17 protein-coding genes and 1 pseudogene are annotated in these 17,918 nt (G+C 64.8%); 3 read left to right on the top strand and 15 right to left on the bottom strand.

What is annotated here, in order from left to right:
* The coding region (locus tag OU682_RS13150; RefSeq protein WP_268942602.1) for a hypothetical protein at window positions 1-189 on the bottom strand (189 nt) is incomplete at its 3' end.
* Window positions 190-580: 391 nt separating this feature from the next.
* Between OU682_RS13150 and OU682_RS24245 the strand changes: the two genes are divergently transcribed.
* The 3 genes from OU682_RS24245 to OU682_RS13135 all read left to right on the top strand — a co-directional run bounded on the left by OU682_RS24245 (window position 581) and on the right by OU682_RS13135 (window position 3,505).
* Window positions 581-877 (top strand): hypothetical protein, encoded by a 297-nt coding sequence (locus tag OU682_RS24245; protein ID WP_371832243.1) that lies wholly within the window; start codon window positions 581-583, stop codon window positions 875-877.
* Window positions 878-1,108: 231 nt separating this feature from the next.
* Window positions 1,109-1,975 carry a helix-turn-helix domain-containing protein gene (locus OU682_RS13140; RefSeq protein ID WP_268942601.1) on the top strand — a complete coding sequence of 289 codons (867 nt, stop codon included), beginning with the start codon at window positions 1,109-1,111 and terminating at the stop codon, window positions 1,973-1,975.
* A gap of 177 nt (window positions 1,976-2,152) precedes the next feature.
* Window positions 2,153-3,505 (top strand): amidase, encoded by a 1,353-nt coding sequence (locus tag OU682_RS13135; RefSeq protein WP_268942600.1) that lies wholly within the window; start codon window positions 2,153-2,155, stop codon window positions 3,503-3,505.
* A gap of 201 nt (window positions 3,506-3,706) precedes the next feature.
* Here OU682_RS13135 and OU682_RS13130 read toward each other — a convergent pair whose 3' ends face one another.
* The 14 genes and pseudogenes from OU682_RS13130 to OU682_RS13065 form a co-directional block, all read right to left on the bottom strand.
* Entirely contained in the window at window positions 3,707-4,381 is a 675-nt protein-coding gene (locus OU682_RS13130; RefSeq protein WP_268942598.1) for an HAD family hydrolase, read from the bottom strand.
* Window positions 4,378-5,139 carry a glycerophosphodiester phosphodiesterase family protein gene (locus OU682_RS13125; protein ID WP_268942596.1) on the bottom strand — a complete coding sequence of 254 codons (762 nt, stop codon included), beginning with the start codon at window positions 5,137-5,139 and terminating at the stop codon, window positions 4,378-4,380. The genes OU682_RS13130 and OU682_RS13125 overlap by 4 nt, the downstream gene beginning before the upstream one ends.
* Window positions 5,140-5,162: 23 nt before the next feature.
* Entirely contained in the window at window positions 5,163-6,026 is an 864-nt protein-coding gene (locus tag OU682_RS13120) for an ABC transporter permease (protein ID WP_268942595.1), read from the bottom strand.
* Between the two features lie 12 nt (window positions 6,027-6,038).
* Window positions 6,039-6,965: an ABC transporter permease gene (locus tag OU682_RS13115; RefSeq protein WP_268942594.1), complete on the bottom strand. Its 927-nt coding sequence runs from the start codon at window positions 6,963-6,965 to the stop codon at window positions 6,039-6,041.
* Between the two features lie 8 nt (window positions 6,966-6,973).
* Window positions 6,974-7,951: an ABC transporter ATP-binding protein gene (locus OU682_RS13110; RefSeq protein ID WP_268942593.1), complete on the bottom strand. Its 978-nt coding sequence runs from the start codon at window positions 7,949-7,951 to the stop codon at window positions 6,974-6,976.
* The gene (locus OU682_RS13105; protein WP_268942592.1) at window positions 7,948-8,934 is read right to left on the bottom strand and encodes an ABC transporter ATP-binding protein; all 987 of its coding nucleotides are present in this window, start codon (window positions 8,932-8,934) and stop codon (window positions 7,948-7,950) included. Before OU682_RS13105 ends, OU682_RS13110 begins: the two co-directional genes overlap by 4 nt.
* Window positions 8,935-9,004: 70 nt before the next feature.
* Window positions 9,005-10,636, bottom strand: coding sequence for an ABC transporter substrate-binding protein (locus OU682_RS13100; protein ID WP_268942591.1), 1,632 nt, complete (start codon window positions 10,634-10,636; stop codon window positions 9,005-9,007).
* Window positions 10,637-10,898: 262 nt separating this feature from the next.
* Window positions 10,899-11,052 (bottom strand): annotated as a pseudogene (locus OU682_RS13095) (IS110 family transposase); the annotation flags it as partial.
* 68 nt (window positions 11,053-11,120) lie between these two features.
* Window positions 11,121-12,239: an ROK family protein gene (locus OU682_RS13090; RefSeq protein ID WP_268942590.1), complete on the bottom strand. Its 1,119-nt coding sequence runs from the start codon at window positions 12,237-12,239 to the stop codon at window positions 11,121-11,123.
* Window positions 12,236-13,276 carry an ABC transporter ATP-binding protein gene (locus tag OU682_RS13085; RefSeq protein WP_268942589.1) on the bottom strand — a complete coding sequence of 347 codons (1,041 nt, stop codon included), beginning with the start codon at window positions 13,274-13,276 and terminating at the stop codon, window positions 12,236-12,238. Before OU682_RS13085 ends, OU682_RS13090 begins: the two co-directional genes overlap by 4 nt.
* A complete protein-coding gene (gene argH / locus OU682_RS13080) occupies window positions 13,276-14,769 on the bottom strand; it encodes an argininosuccinate lyase (protein WP_329609805.1) in 1,494 nt (497 codons plus the stop codon). Before argH ends, OU682_RS13085 begins: the two co-directional genes overlap by 1 nt.
* A gap of 2 nt (window positions 14,770-14,771) precedes the next feature.
* Complete coding sequence (locus OU682_RS13075) at window positions 14,772-15,629, bottom strand: carbohydrate ABC transporter permease (RefSeq protein WP_268942587.1); 858 nt, start codon at window positions 15,627-15,629, stop codon at window positions 14,772-14,774.
* Entirely contained in the window at window positions 15,629-16,543 is a 915-nt protein-coding gene (locus OU682_RS13070) for a carbohydrate ABC transporter permease (RefSeq protein ID WP_268942586.1), read from the bottom strand. Before OU682_RS13070 ends, OU682_RS13075 begins: the two co-directional genes overlap by 1 nt.
* Window positions 16,544-16,571: 28 nt before the next feature.
* Window positions 16,572-17,825, bottom strand: a complete 1,254-nt coding sequence (locus OU682_RS13065) for a sugar ABC transporter substrate-binding protein (RefSeq protein WP_268942585.1) — start codon at window positions 17,823-17,825, stop codon at window positions 16,572-16,574.
* Window positions 17,826-17,918 lie beyond the last annotated feature (93 nt).

The following is a 17,918-nucleotide window of genomic DNA, read 5'->3' as shown; positions in this document are numbered from 1 at the left end:
CCACGCGGCGCTGGAAACTGAAGACATCGCCGCGTAACTAAAGGTAACCAGCCTCCGGCAAACCCGGGGCGGTTCACTGCCCTTGAAGGAAAAGTGGTTGTCCCGCACACGGTTGCCAAAGGGAACCAGCGGATAGCACGCGCTATCGATGGGCAACGCTTCGTCGGTTGCAGGGCGCATCAGCGCCACTTCGTCATGGTCCAGCCGCTGAATGCAGCCGCCTCTGGTCGAGATGCGGGCGGTGGTGCCTACCCGACTGGATCGTCATGATCGGCAATTCAGCGTCTCCGGACCTGATGCGCCCGCGCCGGACAGAACCGCAGTCACGGCCATTCGAAAGTTGTCATAGATAGTATGAAACGTAAGTAAAAAATGATATTCATCGCAGAGGCTTGCCACCCTGTCGGGCTGTCTGTGATATACTGGTGCAATCGGACTCCACGGACATCATGCCCCAGCCTCACGCTGCCAAACTTGCTGCGCCGTCATCCAGCCGAAAGGCGTTGACCAGCGTTCTCAACGAACTGGTCGAGCGCCGGAAGAAACGCTGCTGGAACGGTTCGGCGTCAGCCGCACGACATTGCGCGAAAGTCTTCAGCATCTGGGGGCGACAGGGCTGGTGCGTGCTCGCCCACGAGCGGGAACGGTGGTTCAGCCGCGCGAACGCTGGAACCTGCTTCGGAGACTTCCCAGCTTTCGGCAGGCTGGGCTGCGGTTTCAGATCGAAATCATATTCCAGCAGGCCATCGAAAACCTTGGATGTCACTTGGGCAATCGGGGTCGAGGTAGAGATGAAGGGCGCCAGGTTCGGCGGCTCGGGCTGCGTGATCTGCACCAGGGTGCCGCCGCGGGTTTGCGCGACAATGGCGGTGGTTGATAGCGCAAGACCCATTGCGCCAAGCGCCAACGAGCAAAACAGCTGTTTCATGACAGGCTTCGTGTTCGGGATGAAATGTGTTTCTTCTTCCCGGCCTTGCTGGTCCGGTTGCCTTGTCCGTCCCCGCCTGCCGGTGACTGGAGATGGGGACGGCCCTTTGTCGGGATAAGCAACTTTACCTTGGGTGAACCCTTGCCAACAACGCTTAACATATGAGTAGATGTATGCCAGTTGACGCTGCTGGAGCATATATCAGTACAAGACTCGTCTGAGTACAGCTCGGCCAACTTCACATCCAACCTCAGGCTGGCCTGCAGCTATTATCCCTCGGTGTCGGAAGTCTGCCGAAAGATTCAGATTAACCGGCAACAGTTTAACAAGTATGTGTCCGGAAAATCCTTTCCGTCCCGCGCGACATTGCGGCGCATCTGCGATTTTGTCGGCGTGGACGAGTTCGAAATCCTGATGCCCAGCGATCAGTTTCGCCAGATCGTCCAGTTGCGGCCACGGCGGACCGGGGATTCCCCGCCGATTCCCGAAGCTGTGGACGCGCTGTTCCTGAAGGCGCAGCGGCAAAAGGGTTACTTGGGGCGATATATCGGCAATTACTTCGCCTATTACGCTTCGCTGTCGCGACCAGGGCATATCCTTCGCTCGCTTGTGCAGATCGCGTCCTGGCATGATTTCGTGGTCTACCGGCGCATCGAGCGCCTGATCGATGCGAACGGCGGCCCGCCCGATGTTTACAAGTACACCGGAATGGTTGTGGAGGTCAGAGACCGGCTGCACCTGATAGATCAAGAAACCTTGACCGGATCCGAGCTTACCCACACGATACTTTTCCCGGTCTATCGCAATCGCGTATCCCACCTGACCGGATTGACCATAGGGGTCTCTGGCGCGGATACCCGCCGGCCATCTGCCACCCGGATCGTGTTGGAGTATATCGGACGAAACGCCCGGACCAGGGAATCCTTGCGTCGATGCGGATTGCTTGCTTCGGGATCAGACCAGGTTCCGGATGTTGTCTCCGCCTATCTGCGCGATCCCGCAGGTGAACTGGACCGACCGATGCAGGCCGAGCCTCTTTCCCCCTGACCAGCCCAAGCGCCATGAGATCGGCTTCACCGACATGCGATAAAGGATGGCGGGCGGATTGCGCCGGATTGTCCTTTTGCAGCATCGACTGGCGTCATATCGGCTGGCGGTCTGCCATTGATCTGCCTTTCTGCTTTGGGACTATTGGATCGTCACCAAGGCGAGGAGGTCCAGCCGATGACACACACCTTGTCAGATCTGGCTCGACATCTTGCGAGCGGTCAAATGCGCTCGCAGCAACTCGTGCAATCCTGCCTTGCGGCAATTTCCGCACAAAACCAAAGGTTGCACGCCTTCAACAGGATCTTCGCAGATCAAGCTCTTGCCGCCGCAGTTGACGCGGATTCAAGGGCGCGCAGGGGGGAACGCATCGGCCCGCTGCACGGCATCCCCTTTGCCGTGAAGGATCTTGCCGATATCGCCGGACATGAACCCGGCTTCGGGTCGCGGTGCTACAATCGCGGAGTGGCCGAACACACTGCAACCGCCATCCAGCGGCTGGAGGCGGCAGGTGCCATCCTGATCGGCACCACGCATCTGGTCGAGTTCGCGATCGGCAGCTGGGGAACAAACAGCAGCATGGGAACCCCGCGAAACCCATGCGATGATGATCATCACCGTGTGCCAGGTGGCTCGTCCAGCGGATCTGCTGTTGCCGTGGCGGCAGGCCTCGTCCCGTTCGCGATCGGGTCCGACACGGGAGGGTCTGTTCGAATCCCCGCGTCCTTGTGCGGAGTGGTCGGAATGAAGCCGTCGTGCGGGCGCATTTCCCTGGGTGGGATCGCCCAACTGAGCGCAACCTTCGACACGCTTGGTCCCCTGACCTCGACAGCAGCCGATGCGGCCCTTGTGTCGGATGTCATGGCCTCAATGCCCCCTTCCGACGCCGATCCGGTCCTGCCACCCGTGGTGGGCTTCGTTCCTCTTGACCAGCTGGATCCGATCGACGCGGAAATCTCTGCCGCCTATGCAGAGCTTCTGCAGGGACTACGCCGACAGGGTGTCATGGTCGTTCCGCTCGAACTTCCACGCTCGCCGGCCGACTATCAATCTCGGAACGGCCGCATTGTCGCGTACGAAATCCATCGCCGGCTGGGCCACCTTGCGATGGATCCGACGAAGCCGATTGATCCGCATGTCCGCCGGCGGGTGCTCGAAGGCGCGCGCGTGACGCCGGATGAGTATCACGAACTGTTGTTACAACGGGCATCGGATATTCGTGCGATCCGTTCGGCAATGCGCGAAAGAGGCATACTCCTTGCGCCGACGACTCCGATCACGGCGCGTCGCATTGACGAGGTTGATGAACTTGCGATCCCTTTGTTACGCTTCATTAGGATCGCGAACTACCTCGACCTGGTTTCAATCAGCCTGCCATTGCCAGGGCTTTCGAGGCCGGCCGGCGTGCAACTGATGGGCTTGTCGGGCGACGACAAGACAGTCACCGACGCGGCCTGCGCATTCGAGAAAATCATTCTCGAAACGTTTCGCAGGAAGGCTGCAGGGCTGCTTTCCGATGGCGTCGTATAGCTGGCGCTGACCGTCACGGCAGTGCAACGGCGAACGCGCTCAGGCGGCCTGCGGCCCGACAAGATGCGCCGGCACGCTCGGAGCCCCGCCTTGTCGCGCCGTTCCAGGATCGGCCGCGGCTTCGAGGTGAAGTCTCCTGGTGCGGCCGAGGTCCGAAGGAGGGCGCCCATCAGGGGAAGGTCGGCCATTCCATCTCTCGGTTCAGGCGGCGAGGGGAAGGAGAAGACGGGACAGCAGGTCCCGGAACTCGGCCATGCCGTGGACGACATGCTCGGCGCCGGCATCGCGCAGGGTTTGCGCATGGCCCTTGCGGTGCTCGGACGGGCCGATGAAGCCCACCGCAAGGCAACCCGCGGCGGTGGCGCAAAGGACGCCATGCGGATTGTCGTCGATGAAGATCGCCTGTTCAGGCGCGACGCCCAGGCGTTCGCAGGCAAACAGGGCAAGATCGGGCGCGGGCTTGGGCGCAGGGACGTGCTCGGCCGAATAGATATGGGGACCGAAGCGGGGCGCCAGCGGGGTGCGGGCGACCGACTGGGCGAGCCGCGCGACCGACGAGTTCGAGCAGATCGCCATCGGCAGACCGAAGCCCGACAGCACCGCCTCGATCCCTTCCACATGGGGGATGTCGCGGTCGAACATCTCGAACAGGATGCGGTCGGATTCGCCGAAAACGGCAGTGGCATCCAGGCCTGCCTCGCGCAGCCAGGCGATGCTGGCCTGCGCGGCGTTGCCCGAGAAGACGCGCGTGGCGTCCTCTCGGGTCATGGGAAGGCCGGCGGCGGTGACAGCCCGGGCCAGCGCCTGGCAGCCCATGGGCTCGCTGTCGATCAGCACGCCGTCGCAGTCAAAAAGGATCGCCTTGTATTCCCTCATGCCGGGACGCCTTCCCGCACCAGGTCGCGCAGCAGCACGGGGTTGTCGGACACGAGAAAGCCCGGCCCCCGCGCGATCCAGCGGCGGATCAGGGCGGGCTCGTTGATCGTCCAGACAGAACAGGCCTTCAGCGGGCGCAGGCGCGCGATCAGGTCGAACTCGGCCTCGAACAGCTCGTGATGGATGCCCACGATGTCCACTAGATCATCGACCTCTCGCAGGAAGGCCGTCATTCCGCCCTGCCGGTCCGCCCAGTCACGGTTGACCGAGATCATCCGGCGCAGGTCAGGGGCCACCGTGCGGATATGCCGCACCACGTCGATGTCGAAGCTGTGCAGGACGGAACGCCCGGCCAAACCGAAGCGGCGCAACGTCTCGACAGTTTTCTCAGCCAGCCCCGGATAAGGGGTGCCGTTCTCGTCGGACTTCAGTTCGACATACAGGCCCGTTTCCTTGTGCGGCGCAAGGATCTCCAGCACCTCCTCCAGGCTCGGGACGCCCTCGTCGATCAGCGCCCCGTCAGGGCCGCGCAGGCGAAGCGCATTCCGGCTTTCCGGCGTCAGGTCACGGACGCGGCCCGTGCCGTTGGTGGTCCGTTCCAGCGTGGGATCGTGGATCACCACGATCTCGCCCGCGTGGGTCAGGTGCAGGTCGAACTCGATCCCGTCAAAGCCGTGGCGGGCGGTTTCGCGGAAGCCGAGGCACGAGTTCTCGGCCCAGAGGTTGCGGGCGCCGCGATGGGCCATGATCTTGGACATGAAGGTGCTTTCCTTGAAAGAGGTTAACGGATGGTCGGGTCGAGCCGGTCGCGCAGCCAGTCGCCAAGCAGCGAGATCGACAGCGTCGTCATCACGATCACTGCCGAAGGGGCGAGCATGATCCAGGGCGCCCGCGTCAGATATTCCCGCCCGAAGCCCACCATGTTGCCCAGGGAACTTTCCGGCGGCTGCACGCCGAGCCCAAGAAAGCTGAGTCCGGATTCCATCAGGATGATCTCGGGGAAGGTCAGCGTCGTGGACACGATCAGGGTCGAGGCGACGTTGGGCAGGATGTGGCGCAGGTAGACGCGCGAGGGTTTCGCCCCAAGCTGCACCACCGCCGCCGCATAGCCCTGCGCCGAGGCCGAGATGGCGAGGCCGCGGGCGATGCGGGCGTATCGTTCCCAGCCATAGAAGCCCATCAGGCAGACCAGCAGCACCATGGACGAGCCGAAGAAGGCCAGCACCGCCAGCGACATGATCATGAAGGGCAGCGCCGCCTGGAAGTCGGCCAGCGCCATGACCAGATGCTCGACCCAGCCCCGGAACTGCGCGGCAAGAAAGCCCAGCGTCGTGCCGAAGGCGGCAGACAGGATCGTCGAGCCGAAGGCGATCACCAGCGAGACGCGGATCGACTGGATCAGGCGCGACAGGACGTCCCGGCCCAGTTCGTCGGTCCCGAGCCAGTGCCCGGGCGTGCCCAGCGGCGCCAGGCGCACCGACAGGTTCATCCTGGTGATGTCATGGGGCCGCAGCCAGTCGGCGAAAATGGCCGTCAGCACCATCAGGACGATCCAGGCGACGGCCAGAACGACCAGCCAGGGCATCCTCAGGCGCGTGCGGGTCAGAAGACTGGGCGCGGGCGCGGGAACTGCGGTATCGGCCATCGGTCTCGCTCCTTACTGGGTGCGCTTCTGGCGCAGGCGTGGGTCGAGCAGGCCATAGGCGAAGTCGACGCAAAGATTGGCGAGCACCATCGAGGCCGCGATGACCAGCAGCAGGCACTGCACCACCGCAAGGTCGCGGTTCGAGACCGACACCACGATCAGCCGTCCGACCCCGGGCCACGAGAAGATGCTTTCCACCACGACCGCGCCCGCGATCAGCGCGCCGACCATGAAGCCGACCAGGGTGATGATCGGGATCGCGGCGTTGGGCAGGGCGTGCTTCCAGACGACCTCGCGCCAGGGCAGTCCCTTGGCCATGGCGGTGCGGATATAGGGCTGGCCCAGCACCTCGATCATCGCGGATCGCGAGAAGCGCGCGAGAATGCCGATGCCGCCGATGGACAGCGTGGCGATGGGCAGGATCGCGTGCCGCCAGGTGTCCTGCCCGCCCGAGGGCAGCCAGTCCAGCGTGACCGCGAAAACCAGCACCAGCACCAGCGCCAGCACAAAGGAGGGGATCGTGAAGCCGAAGATCGACATCATGATGACGCCCCGGTCGGCGATGGAGTCCCGGTGCAGCGCCGCATAGACGCCCGCCGGGATGCCGATGCAGACTTTCAGGATCAGCGCCGGCACGGTGATCGCCAGCGTGGCCGGGACGCGCTCCAGCACCAGGTCGATGGCGGGCGACTGGTCGCGCATCGAGATGCCGAAGTCGAAGTTCAGGATCTGCTGCAGATAGGCCAGGTATTGCTGCCACAGCGGATCGTTCAGGCCCCAGCGTTCGCGGAAGGCATCGACCGCATCCTGCGGCGCGTCGGGACCCAGCAGAACCTGAGCGGGATCGCCCGACATCCGCAGCACGATGAAGGCAAAGGTCATCACCAGCAGGATGGTCAGGCCCGCGCGGGCGATCTTGGCGAGTGTGAAGCGAAGCATGGGAACTCTCAGGCCGCCAGCCGCGGGGCGCGGGGCAGCTTCAGGCAGGCGGCAAGCCGGCCGCCGTGGTTTTCAAGCGGGGGAACCTGCACCGTGCAGGACGCGTCGGCAAAGCGGCAGCGGGGGTGGAAAGCGCAACCCGACGGCCGGGCGGCAGGGTTCGGCGGCTCGCCCCTCAGGATGATCCGGCCTTCCAGCCCCTGCCCCGCCAGCGGGATCGAGGAGACGAGCGCCTGCGTATAGGGATGGCGCGGCTCTGCGAAGATGCTGTCCGAGGGCGCTTCCTCGACCACGCGGCCCAGGTACATGACCGCCACCCGGTCGCAGATGTTGCGGACAACCTTCAGGTCGTGGCTGATGAAGACCATCGTCAGCCCGTCCTGTTCCTGCAGGTCGCGCAGCAGGTTCACCACCTGCGCCTGGATCGAGACATCCAGCGCCGACACCGGCTCGTCACAGACAAGAAAGCCGGGGTTCGTCGCCAGGGCGCGGGCGATCACGACGCGCTGACGCTGTCCGCCCGACAGTTCATGCGGATAGCGGTCGGCTTGGTCACGGCGCAGACCCACGCGGGCCATCAGCGCGGCGACCCGGTCGGTCACTTCGGCGCCTTTTGCAAGCCCGTGGATTTCCAGAGGTTCGGCGATCTGGGCGGCGATGGTCATGCGGCGGTCAAGCGCGGCCAGCGGGTCCTGGAAGATCAGCTGCATCTGCGCGCGAAGGCGCCGCCACTGTTCGGTCCGAGGGGCGGGCATGGGCTGGCCGTGATAAAGCACTTCGCCCGAAAACGGGGTTTCGAGGCCCAGAAGCATCCGGCCCAGGGTGGACTTGCCGGAGCCGGATTCACCAACGATGCCCAGGACTTCGCCCCTGGTCACGGTCAGATCGATGCCGTCCACCGCGCGAACAATGTCGGGCTTGCCGAATAGCGACTTGCCGCTGGTGTATTGCTGGACGAGGCCGCGGGCTTCCAGAAGGGGACTCATGCGACGACCACCTGCGTTTCGCGCATGGGCTCTGAACTCTGGTCGGGATGAAAGCAGGCGACCTTTCCACCCATTGCCTGCAGTTTCAGGTCCGGCGCATAGGCGGTGCAGAACCGGGTTGCCCGCGCGCAGCGTGGCGCGAAGGCGCAGCCCTGCGGCAGGTTCCTCGGGTCCGGCACGGTCCCCTCAACGGGAACAAGCCGGGCGCGGCCGGCATTCAGGTCCGGAATCGCGTCGAAGAGGCCGCGTGTGTAAGGGTGCTTCGGTGCTCCGAACAGGCGCGCGACGTTGTCCGTTTCCACGATCCGGCCGGCATACATCACCGACGCGCGATCGCAGACCGCCGATACCGCGCCCAGGTCATGGCTGATGAAGACCATCGCCATTCCCGTATCGCGCCGGATCGAGGAGAGAAGGTCGAGGATCTGCGCCTGAATGGTGGCATCCAGCGCCGTAGTCGGTTCGTCCGCAATCAGCAGGTCGGGCCGGCCCGCCAGAGCCATCGCGATCATCACGCGCTGACACTGGCCGCCGGAAAATTCGTGAGGGTAAAGGTCAATGCGGGTCGCCGCCGAAGGAATGCCGACCATGTCGAGCAGCCGGATCGCCTCGGCCCGTGCCGCGGACCCCCGCAGGCCCCGGTGCAGCCGCAGGCTTTCCGTGATCTGCCGGCCCACGCGGTGCACCGGGTTCAGGGACGAGGACGGGTCCTGAAAAATCATTGCGATCCGCGCGCCGCGCACGGATTCCAGTTCGCCGGGACGGGCGTCGATCAGTTCTCGGCCCTCGATCCGCACGGAACCCGTGACCCGCGCCTTGCCGGGCAGCAGCCCGAGTGCGGCGAGCCAGGTGACCGACTTGCCGCAGCCGCTTTCGCCGACAAGGCCCACCGCCTCGCCCCTGCCGATATCCAGGTCAATGCCGTGCAGCACCCGGACGCCATCGAACGCGACCTTCAGGTCGCGGATGGAGACAAACGACATAAGCCGCCCTCCTGTCTTTCAAGGGAAGCGCGGGGCGCGGCCCCATGGCCCCGCGCCCCGCGGAAAAGGATTAGACGTTCCAGTTGTTTGCGCGAAAATCCATCGCGAAGGCTGGCGCGGCCTTCCAGTTCAGCTCGGACTTCATGCCGGTGAAGACCGCGTTCTGGTGCAGGACGGTATAGGCCGGGTCCTCGCGTTCGCAGATTTCCAGCATCCGGGCGTGGGCCTTCAGCCGCGCGGCCGGATCCATCGAGGTTTCCATGACGACGGAAAGCCGGTTCACCTCGTCGTTCCAGTAGTTGCGCTTCTGCTGGGCCTCGCCGTTCGGGCCGAACTGGACGACCAGCGGCGTGATCGGATCGTTGATGTTGTTCGATGCCGACCAGTCGAAGACGCCGCGCGTTCCTTCGGGGTCGTGGACCTGCGCCCAGTTTTCCTTCATCTCGATCTCGACGTTCAGGCCGACCTGCCTCCACATCTCGACCAGCACCTGCGCGGTGGGCGTCTGGTTGGTGTAGTAGTTGTTGAGCAGGCGATAGGGGATCGGGTCGCCCTTGTAGCCCGCCTGCTTCAGCAGGTCGCGGGCGAGGTCCGGGTTGTATTCCGGCGCGGCCCAGCCTTCGACGAACATGTTCGAGGTCTTGAAGCTTTCGAACTGCAAGCCCGCCGGAACCACGGTCTGCCCGCCCCATAGCGCCTCGACGATGGCTTGGCGGTCAATCGAATGGGTGAGCGCGCGGCTGACCAGCGGATCGGCCAGGAATTCGTTCTGCTTGTTGAAGACGGTGACGCGATGGTTCCAGATGGTCGAGGACTGGACCTCGAGCCCCGGCGCGGCGGCCACGGTCGCGAGCTGGTCGGGCGGCAGGTCGCAGGCGAAGTCGTATTCACCCGACAAGAGCCCGTTCACGCGGCTGGCCACCTCGGGGACCTCGACGAAGCGGATGCGCTCCAGCGGCGGGCGACCGCCCCAGTACTCGTCGAAGGCCACCAGCGTCAGCGAGGTGTCGGGGCGGAACTCCTCGACCATGTAAGGGCCGGACGTGACGGGCCTGTTGGCCCATTCGGCATAAGTGGCAGCCTCGTCCCACGCGCGCTTGCTGGCGATCTGCGAGCCGAAGGCGTAAAGCCGCCCTTCCAGCGTGATGTCGGGCGTCGCGTTGTGGAAGCGGACGGTATGCTTGTCCACGGCCTCGACGCCGCGCAGCGCGGGCCACAGCCGGCGGGCGATGCCGGGGATGTTGGCCGGCAGTTCCTTGGCGTTCTGCGGCTTGAAGTTTTCCGCATAGAGCGTCTTGCCGCCCGCAGGCTCGGTCCCGGCGAAGAGCCGCTCGTCCGAGAACGAGAAGACCACGTCCTCGGCGGTCAGCTCGTCGCCGTTGTGGAACTTGACGCCCTGCCGCAGCTTCAGCTCGATGGTCTTGTCGTCGAGGCGCTTCCATTCGGTCGCAAGGCCGGGGACCGGGCCCTGGTTGCCCATCCAGTCGCGCAGGATCAGCCCTTCCCACAGGTTCGGGAAGAACACCCGCTCGCCCACGTTCGACTGCTCGTTCCAGATGTCCAGCGTGTTGTTGTTGGTGATCTTCTGCACCGCGATGGTGATGGATCGGCGCGGCGCCTGCGCCATGAGCTGGCGCGGCAGGATCAATGAGCCGGCGGCGGCGCCGAACAGGCCCAAGGTGTGGCGGCGGTTGACAAGCATATCTCTCTTCCACGTTCGAGGAAGCGGCTTTGTCGCTTCCTTTCGCCATGCCTGTTATCGCCCCCATATTGCAGTCCCGCGACTTGGCTGTGACAGACAGGTGAAAACTGACCAGCTGAAGCAATTGATTCCAGGAAAGCGCCCGGCAACGAAGCGGTGTCCGCCAGGCCAGCGTTCGATGGACACTGTATCCGCCCCCAGACCAGGGACGGGCCGCCGAAGACTCCAGCTTCAGACGGTCCAGTTTTTCAGGGGGCAGCGCAGCCACGACGCCTGACGGCAGTTGGCGGAAAACCTCCAGCACCTTCCCTTTGCCGCAACTTCTTGCGCAGAACGGCCCGCCCCGCGCAGCGGCCTCCATGCAGTTGGACCACATTCTTCGCCAGATCGAGCCCGACCGTGATGATCCCCGACATGACCGCTCTCCTTTGTGGGTCGTTGCAGACCCGCTTGGCACATGCGATGCGGTCGGGGGGCGGTCACATCATCGAAGCGCTTGCGCGATTTCCGAGGCTTGATGATCGCCAATCAAGCTGTCGGCGTAACGCAGGCGCGCGGCACGGATACCGCCCAGAACACCTGCGCGATTGCCCAAGATGCTGTGGCGGCAATCGGGGACTGGCATATCCATCGGCATGATGCTTGCAAGGTTGTCCAGGATCCCCGCCAGCAAGGACGGTTGCGAACCAATTCCACCGCCAAAGACGACAATCGCCGGATTAAGGATCGCATCGACCGCCAGAACCGCTTGCGCCGTTCGTTCGGAAAGCCTTCGCATTACCTGCCCATAGGCCATGTCCTGCCCGGCGTTCCGGCTGATTTCGCGAAGCGACTGACCGGGATTGGACCCGCCGAGGGAGCGGTAATCAGCAAGCAGCGCGGTTCCGGACACCAGGCTTTCCAGTGCTCCGCAATGATGGGTCCGGGGATCGCGGGGATCCGCACCGATGGGCAGCGCGGCAATCTCTCCGGCCGCGCCATGGGCACCGCGCAGGAGGCGGTCGCCCCAGGCCAGGCCCATGCCGATCCCGGTCCCAAGCGCGATAAAGGCAAGCCCGCCCGAGGTATCCCGCAGGCTTGCGCCATGGCCCAGCCATGCCTCGCCCAATGCCGCCATGTTGACGTCGTTTTCCACGGCGACCGGAAGGCCCAGCCGATCCGAGAAGACGGCGCGCATGTCGCGCCCCGCCAAGCCGGCCAGATTCGGCGCTCTTTCCAATTTGCCGGTTGTGGGATGGACGGCTCCAGGCAGGCCGATACCGGCGGCCCGGACGACTGCGCCCCTGTCGGCCGTCAAGTGCTCAAAATGCGCCGCGACCAAATCCAGGACGGCGCCGCCACCCTCTGTGGGGGTGTCCGCGCGCGCTTCGCCCAGAATGGCACCGTTCATGTCGGCCACGGCGGAATGAACCTTGGTGCCGCCAATGTCGCAGGCGAACAGGCAGCCTGCCCCGGCGGCGAAGGCGCCGGAAGAGTCGAGCCATCCCAGGGACGCCAGTTCGCCGGACCCAATCCATATCCTGGCACGCAATTGCGTCACCAAGGCACTGAGGAGTGGCCCATGCGCGGGCGGATCCAGAAGATTCGGCAGGGGCACGGTCATTGGCGGCCCAGTGCCCGTTCGGTCGCGCCGTCGAACAGATGCACCCGCCCGCGGCCTGCGGACGCGGTCACCCGCGATCCGACGGCGATCTGCCCATGGGCGGGCGCCGTTGCGATGATGTGCTGCCCGGCGGCCTCGAAATGGACCAGTGTTTCGGGGCCCAGGGGCTCAACGGCGGTCACCTTGCCCGCAAGGACAAGGGCGGGGTCCACGACCTCGGCCCCGATCGTCAGATCGTGCGGCCGGATCCCGGCCAGCAGCGCCGCCTTGCCCTCTGCCGGGGACAGGACGCCCGCGTCGGACTGGGCGGGAATGATGTTCATCGACGGCGTGCCGATGAAGCGGGCCGTGAAGACGTCGGCGGGATTGTCGTAGATCTCCATGGGCGGGGCGGCCTGGAGGATGTGGCCGTCCTTCATCACCACGATCCGGTCGGCCATGGTCATCGCCTCGACCTGGTCGTGGGTGACATAGGCGATGGTGGTGCCCAAGCGGCGGTGCAGATCCTTGATCTCGATCCGCATCTGGGCGCGCAATTGCGCGTCAAGGTTCGACAGCGGCTCGTCGAACAGGAACCCGGCTGGTTCGCGCACCATGGCCCGGCCGATCGCAACGCGCTGCCGCTGCCCGCCCGACAAGGCCGACGGTCGGCGGTCCAACAAGGGCGTCAGGCCCAGCAGCGCGGCCGCGGCCTCGACCTTCCGGGCCTTTTCGGCCCCGGACAGCCTGGAGGTGTAGAGGCCGAAAGCGATGTTCTGGCGCACCGTCATGTGCGGATAGATGGCATAGTTCTGGAAGACCATCGCCAGGTTGCGTTCTTTGGGATCGACCTCGTTGACGACGCGGTCGCCGATGCGGATCTCGCCGCCCGACACCTCCTCCAGCCCCGCGATCATGCGCAGGGTGGTTGACTTCCCGCAGCCCGAGGGGCCGACGAACACCACGAATTCGCCGTCCGGGATGAACAGGTCGATGCCGTGAATGACCGGGGTCCGGCCATAGGTCTTGACCAGCTTGCGCAGTTCGAACGTCGCCATCAGTGGGTCTCCATCAGCGCGCCGAAGGCGCTTTCCAAGGCGGCCCGGGCGGCCGTGTCGCGATCAGCATGGGCGCGGGCAGCGGTTTCGAACCCGGCCAATGCGGCATGATAGGCCGAAAGCGCCTCGTCCATCGGCGCGGCTGCCGGCCCGCCGAACCGGTCGCGCACCCGGACGAAATGCGCGGGCGAGACGGCCAGAACGAAGTCGTCCAGCGTCATGGCGGTGTCTCGGCCCATCGTCTCCCGGAAGGAGGCGCTGAACGGGACGTAGCCGGCCGAAGCAAGGCTTTCCCCGGCGGATGTGACGGCGCGCGCGGTGTCGGCGGCGATCTCGTGGGCCTGGCGGAACGACAGCCCCTCGCGGCGCACCAGCGTATCGGCCAGCTCGGTGATGGTGATGCAGGCCTGGTCGATGGTTCGCGCCACCTTCCGGCCGTCGATCCGCAGGGCGGGAACGAACGCTGCCAGCAGCCGCAACACTCGCCCGCCCGAGGCAAAGGCGCCATAACCCGCCGCCTGAGTCTCGCCCTCGCTGTCGTTCATGTCGGTGAAGGGGGTGTTGTGCATGATGTCCTTGATCATGCGCGCGCGACCGACTGTCTGCGAGGCAAGGTGGCGCATGTGCTCGATCGGGACAGGATTGCGCTTCTGCGGCATGATGGACGAGATCTGCACGAAGCTGTTCGGCACATGGATCTGGCCGACCTCGAAGCTGGACCAGACCTGGAAATCCTGGATCAGGCGTCCCAGGTGCAGGAACAGCAGTTCCACCGCGCCATAGGTGGCGGTGATATAGTCCACCGCCGCGATGCAGCCATAGGAATTGCGCTGCGCCCCGGCAAAGCCCAGCAGGTCCGCCATCATCCCGCGGTCGATGGGAAAGCCCGAGGTCGTGATCGCCGCCGCGCCCATCGAGCACTGATCGGCAATCGCCCGCGCCTCTTCCAGCCGCGCGAGGTCGCGGATCAGCACCTCGATCGCCGCGGACAGGTAATGCCCGAAGGTGGTCGGCTGTGCGGGCTGACCGTGGGTATAGGCCACGATCAGGGTGTCGCGCTCGCGGCTGGCGGTGTCGATCAGCGCGCCGAGAAGCGCGCGGCCCTGCCCGGACAGCACGTCGATGCGCGCCTTGAGGGACATCTTGAACAGCGTATGGTCGATGTCATTGCGCGACCGCGCCGTGTGCAGCCGGCCGCCGACATCCGCGCCAACGCGCGCCTTCAGTTCGGCTTCGCGCAGGAAGAAATAGTCCTCGACCTCGCCGGTATAGATCAGGCCGGCGGGGTCGATCTGCCGGTCGATCTCGGCCAGGGCGCGGGCGATGGTGGCGGCCACGTCGCGCGGCAGGATGCCGGTTCGCTCCAGCATGACCAGATGGGCGCGGTCGATGCGGCGGAACCCCTCGGCGTGGTCCGACCGGGCGTGGTCGAACAGTGGGCCAAGGACCGTGTCCTGGTAGATGGGGTCGGGAAAGGTCGTGGTGTCGGTCATGGTCATCCCTTGAGCCCGGCAAGCATGACGCCGCGCACGATGTAGCGTTGCAGGACCAGGAAGACGATCAGCGTCGGGATGGTCGCGATGGCGGCCCCGGTCATGATCATTTCCCACTGGATCGCCTGTTCGACCGCGAAGCTCGTCAGCCCGACGGGCAGGGTGTAGAGTTCCTTGGAGGTGGTCGAGATCAGCGGCCAGAAGAAGGCGGTCCAGTTGCCCAGGAAGGTGAAGATCGCCAGGGCCGACAGCGCCGGCGTGACCAGCGGCATGGCGATCCGCCACCAGATGGTGAATTCGTTCAAACCGTCCATCCGCGCGGCCTCGATGAAATCGTCGGGCACGGTCTCGAAGAACTGCTTCATCAGGAAGGTGCCGAAGGCGGTCATCATGCCGGGAAACATGATGCCCCAGTAGCTGTCCAGCCAGCCCAGGTTGGCGGACATGATGTACCACGGGATGACCAGCATCTCGGTCGGGATCATCAGCGTCGACAGGATCGCGATGAAGACCAGCTGGCGCCCGCGGAACCGGAACTTGGCCAGGGTATAGCCCACCAGGCTGTCGAAGAAGACGTTGGACAGCGTCACGCAGATCGCCACGAAGGCCGAATTCAGGAACCAGCGGAGAAACTGCCCCTCGGTCAGCACCTTGACGTAGTTCGCCAGCGTCGGGGACTGCGGGATCAGCCGCAGGTCGTAGATCTGTCCCGCCGTCTTCAGCGAGGTCGAGAACATGAACAGGATCGGCGTGATCATCAGCACGCCGCCGATGAACAGCACGGTCCAGGCCAGGATCCGTCCCGGCCGTATGCGTGTCATCGTCAGGGGCCGCGAGGCGGGTGTGTCGATTGCAGCCATCAGCGTGTCCTCAGGATCCACAGTTGCAGCAGCGAGATCGCCAGCAGGATCGTAAACAACACGACCGTCTGAGCCGCCGCGGCACCCATCTGGTAGGAATTGAAGGCGGTCTGATAGATCATCAGCACCAGCGGCTTGGTCGATCCCAGCGGCCCGCCGGGGTCGTTGGTGGTCATGTTGTAGACCTGGTCGAAGATCCGCAGGAACCCGATGGACGAAAAGACCACCAGAAAGACGGTCGTGGGCTTCAACAGCGGCAGCGTGATCTTGCGCAGGATCGCGAATTCGCCCACGCCGTCGATGCGGGCGGCCTCGTAATAGGTTTGCGGGATCGACCGCAGCCCGGCCATGAGGATGATGATCTGAAAGCCCAGGCCGGCCCAAATGGCCGTGACCATGATCGAGGGCAGCGCCCAGGTGGTGGACCGCAGGAAATCCAGCTGGCCCATCCCCAGGCTGCCCAGCACCGAATTGATCACGCCGGTCGGCGCGGGCTGATAGAACCACCGCCACACCCATCCCATCGCCGAGGCGGTGGTGATATAGGGCAGGAAGTACAGCGCCCGCAGGAAGCCGTGGCCAAAGCGAATCCGATCAAGGAAATAGGCGACGGTGAAGGACAGCAGCAGGCTGATCGGCGTGCCGATGATCAGATAGGCGAAGGTATTGCGGAACACCTGCCAGAATTCGGCCGAGGCGAACATGTCGCGATAGTTCTGCACCCCCACATACTCCGGCGGGGAAAGCAGGTTCCAGTTCGTGAAGGACAGCCGGAAGGCGTCGATCGTGGGATAGAACCGGATCACGCTGTAGAACAGGACGGGCAGGGCCAGAAAGGCCCAGACCCAGATCGCGCGGCGCGTGCGCATCGAGAGGCGCGGCCCCGATTGCGGTGATGGTTGCGTCATCGCCATGTCAGAAACGCTCCTCTCGCGCGGCGGCTCAGCGGGCGCGGTCGATGATGGCCTGTTCGGCGGCGGCGGCCTCGGCCACGCTCGCCTCGACGGCCTGACCCTGCAGGAAGACGCGGTTGGCCATGTCCATGGTCACCTGCCGCTGGGCCTGTTCGTCCACGAAGGTGGTGGTGTGGGCGTATTCCAGGGCCTTCAGGAAGGGTCCATAGACCGGATCGGCCAGGTTCGCCTCGGTCATCGCCACCTCGGGACGCGCCGGCAACTCGCCCACGACTTCCAGCCAAAGCTGCATCGCCTCGGGCGAGGAAAGGTATGCCAGGAACTTGGCGGCAGCCTGCAGTTCTTCGCCTTCGGCACCGGCTCCGATGCCGTTGGCGAAATACGAGGCATAGTTGGACCGCAGCCCTTCGGCATTCGCGGGCAGCTCTGCCACGCCCCATTCGAACCCGTCGATTTCGCGGAACGAGCCCAGGCGGAACGTGCCGTCGATGGTCATGGCCGCGCGGCCGGCACGGAAGGCGGCCTGCCCCTCGTCCATGAAGCCGGGCTGGCCGACCTGATGCTTGGTTGCCAGATCGGTGTACCACTGCGTCGCGGCAACGCCGGCCGCATCGTCATAGGTGACGGTGGAGGCGTCTTCGCTGTAGGGCGTGCCGCCGAACTGGCGCACCAGCACCTCTCGCCACCACTGGTGGTCCTGCCCGGCCATGTCGAGCGTCATGCCCACCGTCGTGTAATTGCCGCCGCCGTCCTTCTTGGTCAGCGCCTTGGCGGTTTCGACCAACTCGTCCAGCGTCTTGGGCGGGCTGTCGATCCCGGCTTCGGCGAACAGGGTCTTGTTGTAGAACAGCGCCAAGGACCGCACGGCGGTCGGCAGGCCATAGTAGTCGTCGCCGCGCCGCATGGCCGTCACGATCGGAAAGAACTCGGCTTCGATCTTGTCCGTGGGGAACATGTCGGCAGGCAAGGGCTGCAGAACCTTGCCGTTCACGAAACTGTCCGTCCAGCCGTAGAACATCTGCAAGACATCCGGGCCCTTGCCCGCCATGTTCGCGGCCACGACGCGGGTCTGGTAGTCGGCATAGGGAAAGGTGACGTGCTTGACCGTGATGTCGGGGTTTTCGGCCTCGAACTTCTCGATCAGCTGGTCCACCGCCTGAACGCGGGAATCGTAGATGTATTGCCAATACTCGATCTCGACGGCGTTGGCAGCCGACGTGCAGCCCATAGCCGCCGCAGCGATCCAGGCCGTCCTGGTGACGTTCCGGGTAAAGTAATTCATGTCGTTCTCCCTGGCTGGGCTGGAACCCGTACCCCGGTACATCGCACCAGCACCCTTGAGCCGTCCTATCCGGCCGCCCCCCGGCTTTTTTGT

Source organism: Paracoccus benzoatiresistens (assembly GCF_026913015.1).
GTDB classification, from domain to species: domain Bacteria; phylum Pseudomonadota; class Alphaproteobacteria; order Rhodobacterales; family Rhodobacteraceae; genus Paracoccus; species Paracoccus benzoatiresistens.
Note: the sequence above shows the minus strand (reverse complement) of the source record. Positions and strands in the feature narration are given on the sequence as shown.

Bases quoted from the DNA above. Each gene is read 5' to 3' on its own strand.
- OU682_RS13135 (WP_268942600.1), top strand. From the start codon at position 2,153: ATGACACACACCTTGTCAGATCTGGCTCGACATCTTGCGAGCGGTCAA.
- OU682_RS13130 (WP_268942598.1), bottom strand. From the start codon at position 4,381: ATGAGGGAATACAAGGCGATCCTTTTTGACTGCGACGGCGTGCTGATC.
- OU682_RS13125 (WP_268942596.1), bottom strand. From the start codon at position 5,139: ATGTCCAAGATCATGGCCCATCGCGGCGCCCGCAACCTCTGGGCCGAG.
- OU682_RS13120 (WP_268942595.1), bottom strand. From the start codon at position 6,026: ATGGCCGATACCGCAGTTCCCGCGCCCGCGCCCAGTCTTCTGACCCGC.
- OU682_RS13115 (WP_268942594.1), bottom strand. From the start codon at position 6,965: ATGCTTCGCTTCACACTCGCCAAGATCGCCCGCGCGGGCCTGACCATC.
- OU682_RS13110 (WP_268942593.1), bottom strand. From the start codon at position 7,951: ATGAGTCCCCTTCTGGAAGCCCGCGGCCTCGTCCAGCAATACACCAGC.
- OU682_RS13105 (WP_268942592.1), bottom strand. From the start codon at position 8,934: ATGTCGTTTGTCTCCATCCGCGACCTGAAGGTCGCGTTCGATGGCGTC.
- OU682_RS13100 (WP_268942591.1), bottom strand. From the start codon at position 10,636: ATGCTTGTCAACCGCCGCCACACCTTGGGCCTGTTCGGCGCCGCCGCC.
- OU682_RS13090 (WP_268942590.1), bottom strand. From the start codon at position 12,239: ATGACCGTGCCCCTGCCGAATCTTCTGGATCCGCCCGCGCATGGGCCA.
- OU682_RS13085 (WP_268942589.1), bottom strand. From the start codon at position 13,276: ATGGCGACGTTCGAACTGCGCAAGCTGGTCAAGACCTATGGCCGGACC.
- argH (WP_329609805.1), bottom strand. From the start codon at position 14,769: ATGACCGACACCACGACCTTTCCCGACCCCATCTACCAGGACACGGTC.
- OU682_RS13075 (WP_268942587.1), bottom strand. From the start codon at position 15,629: ATGGCTGCAATCGACACACCCGCCTCGCGGCCCCTGACGATGACACGC.
- OU682_RS13070 (WP_268942586.1), bottom strand. From the start codon at position 16,543: ATGGCGATGACGCAACCATCACCGCAATCGGGGCCGCGCCTCTCGATG.
- OU682_RS13065 (WP_268942585.1), bottom strand. From the start codon at position 17,825: ATGAATTACTTTACCCGGAACGTCACCAGGACGGCCTGGATCGCTGCG.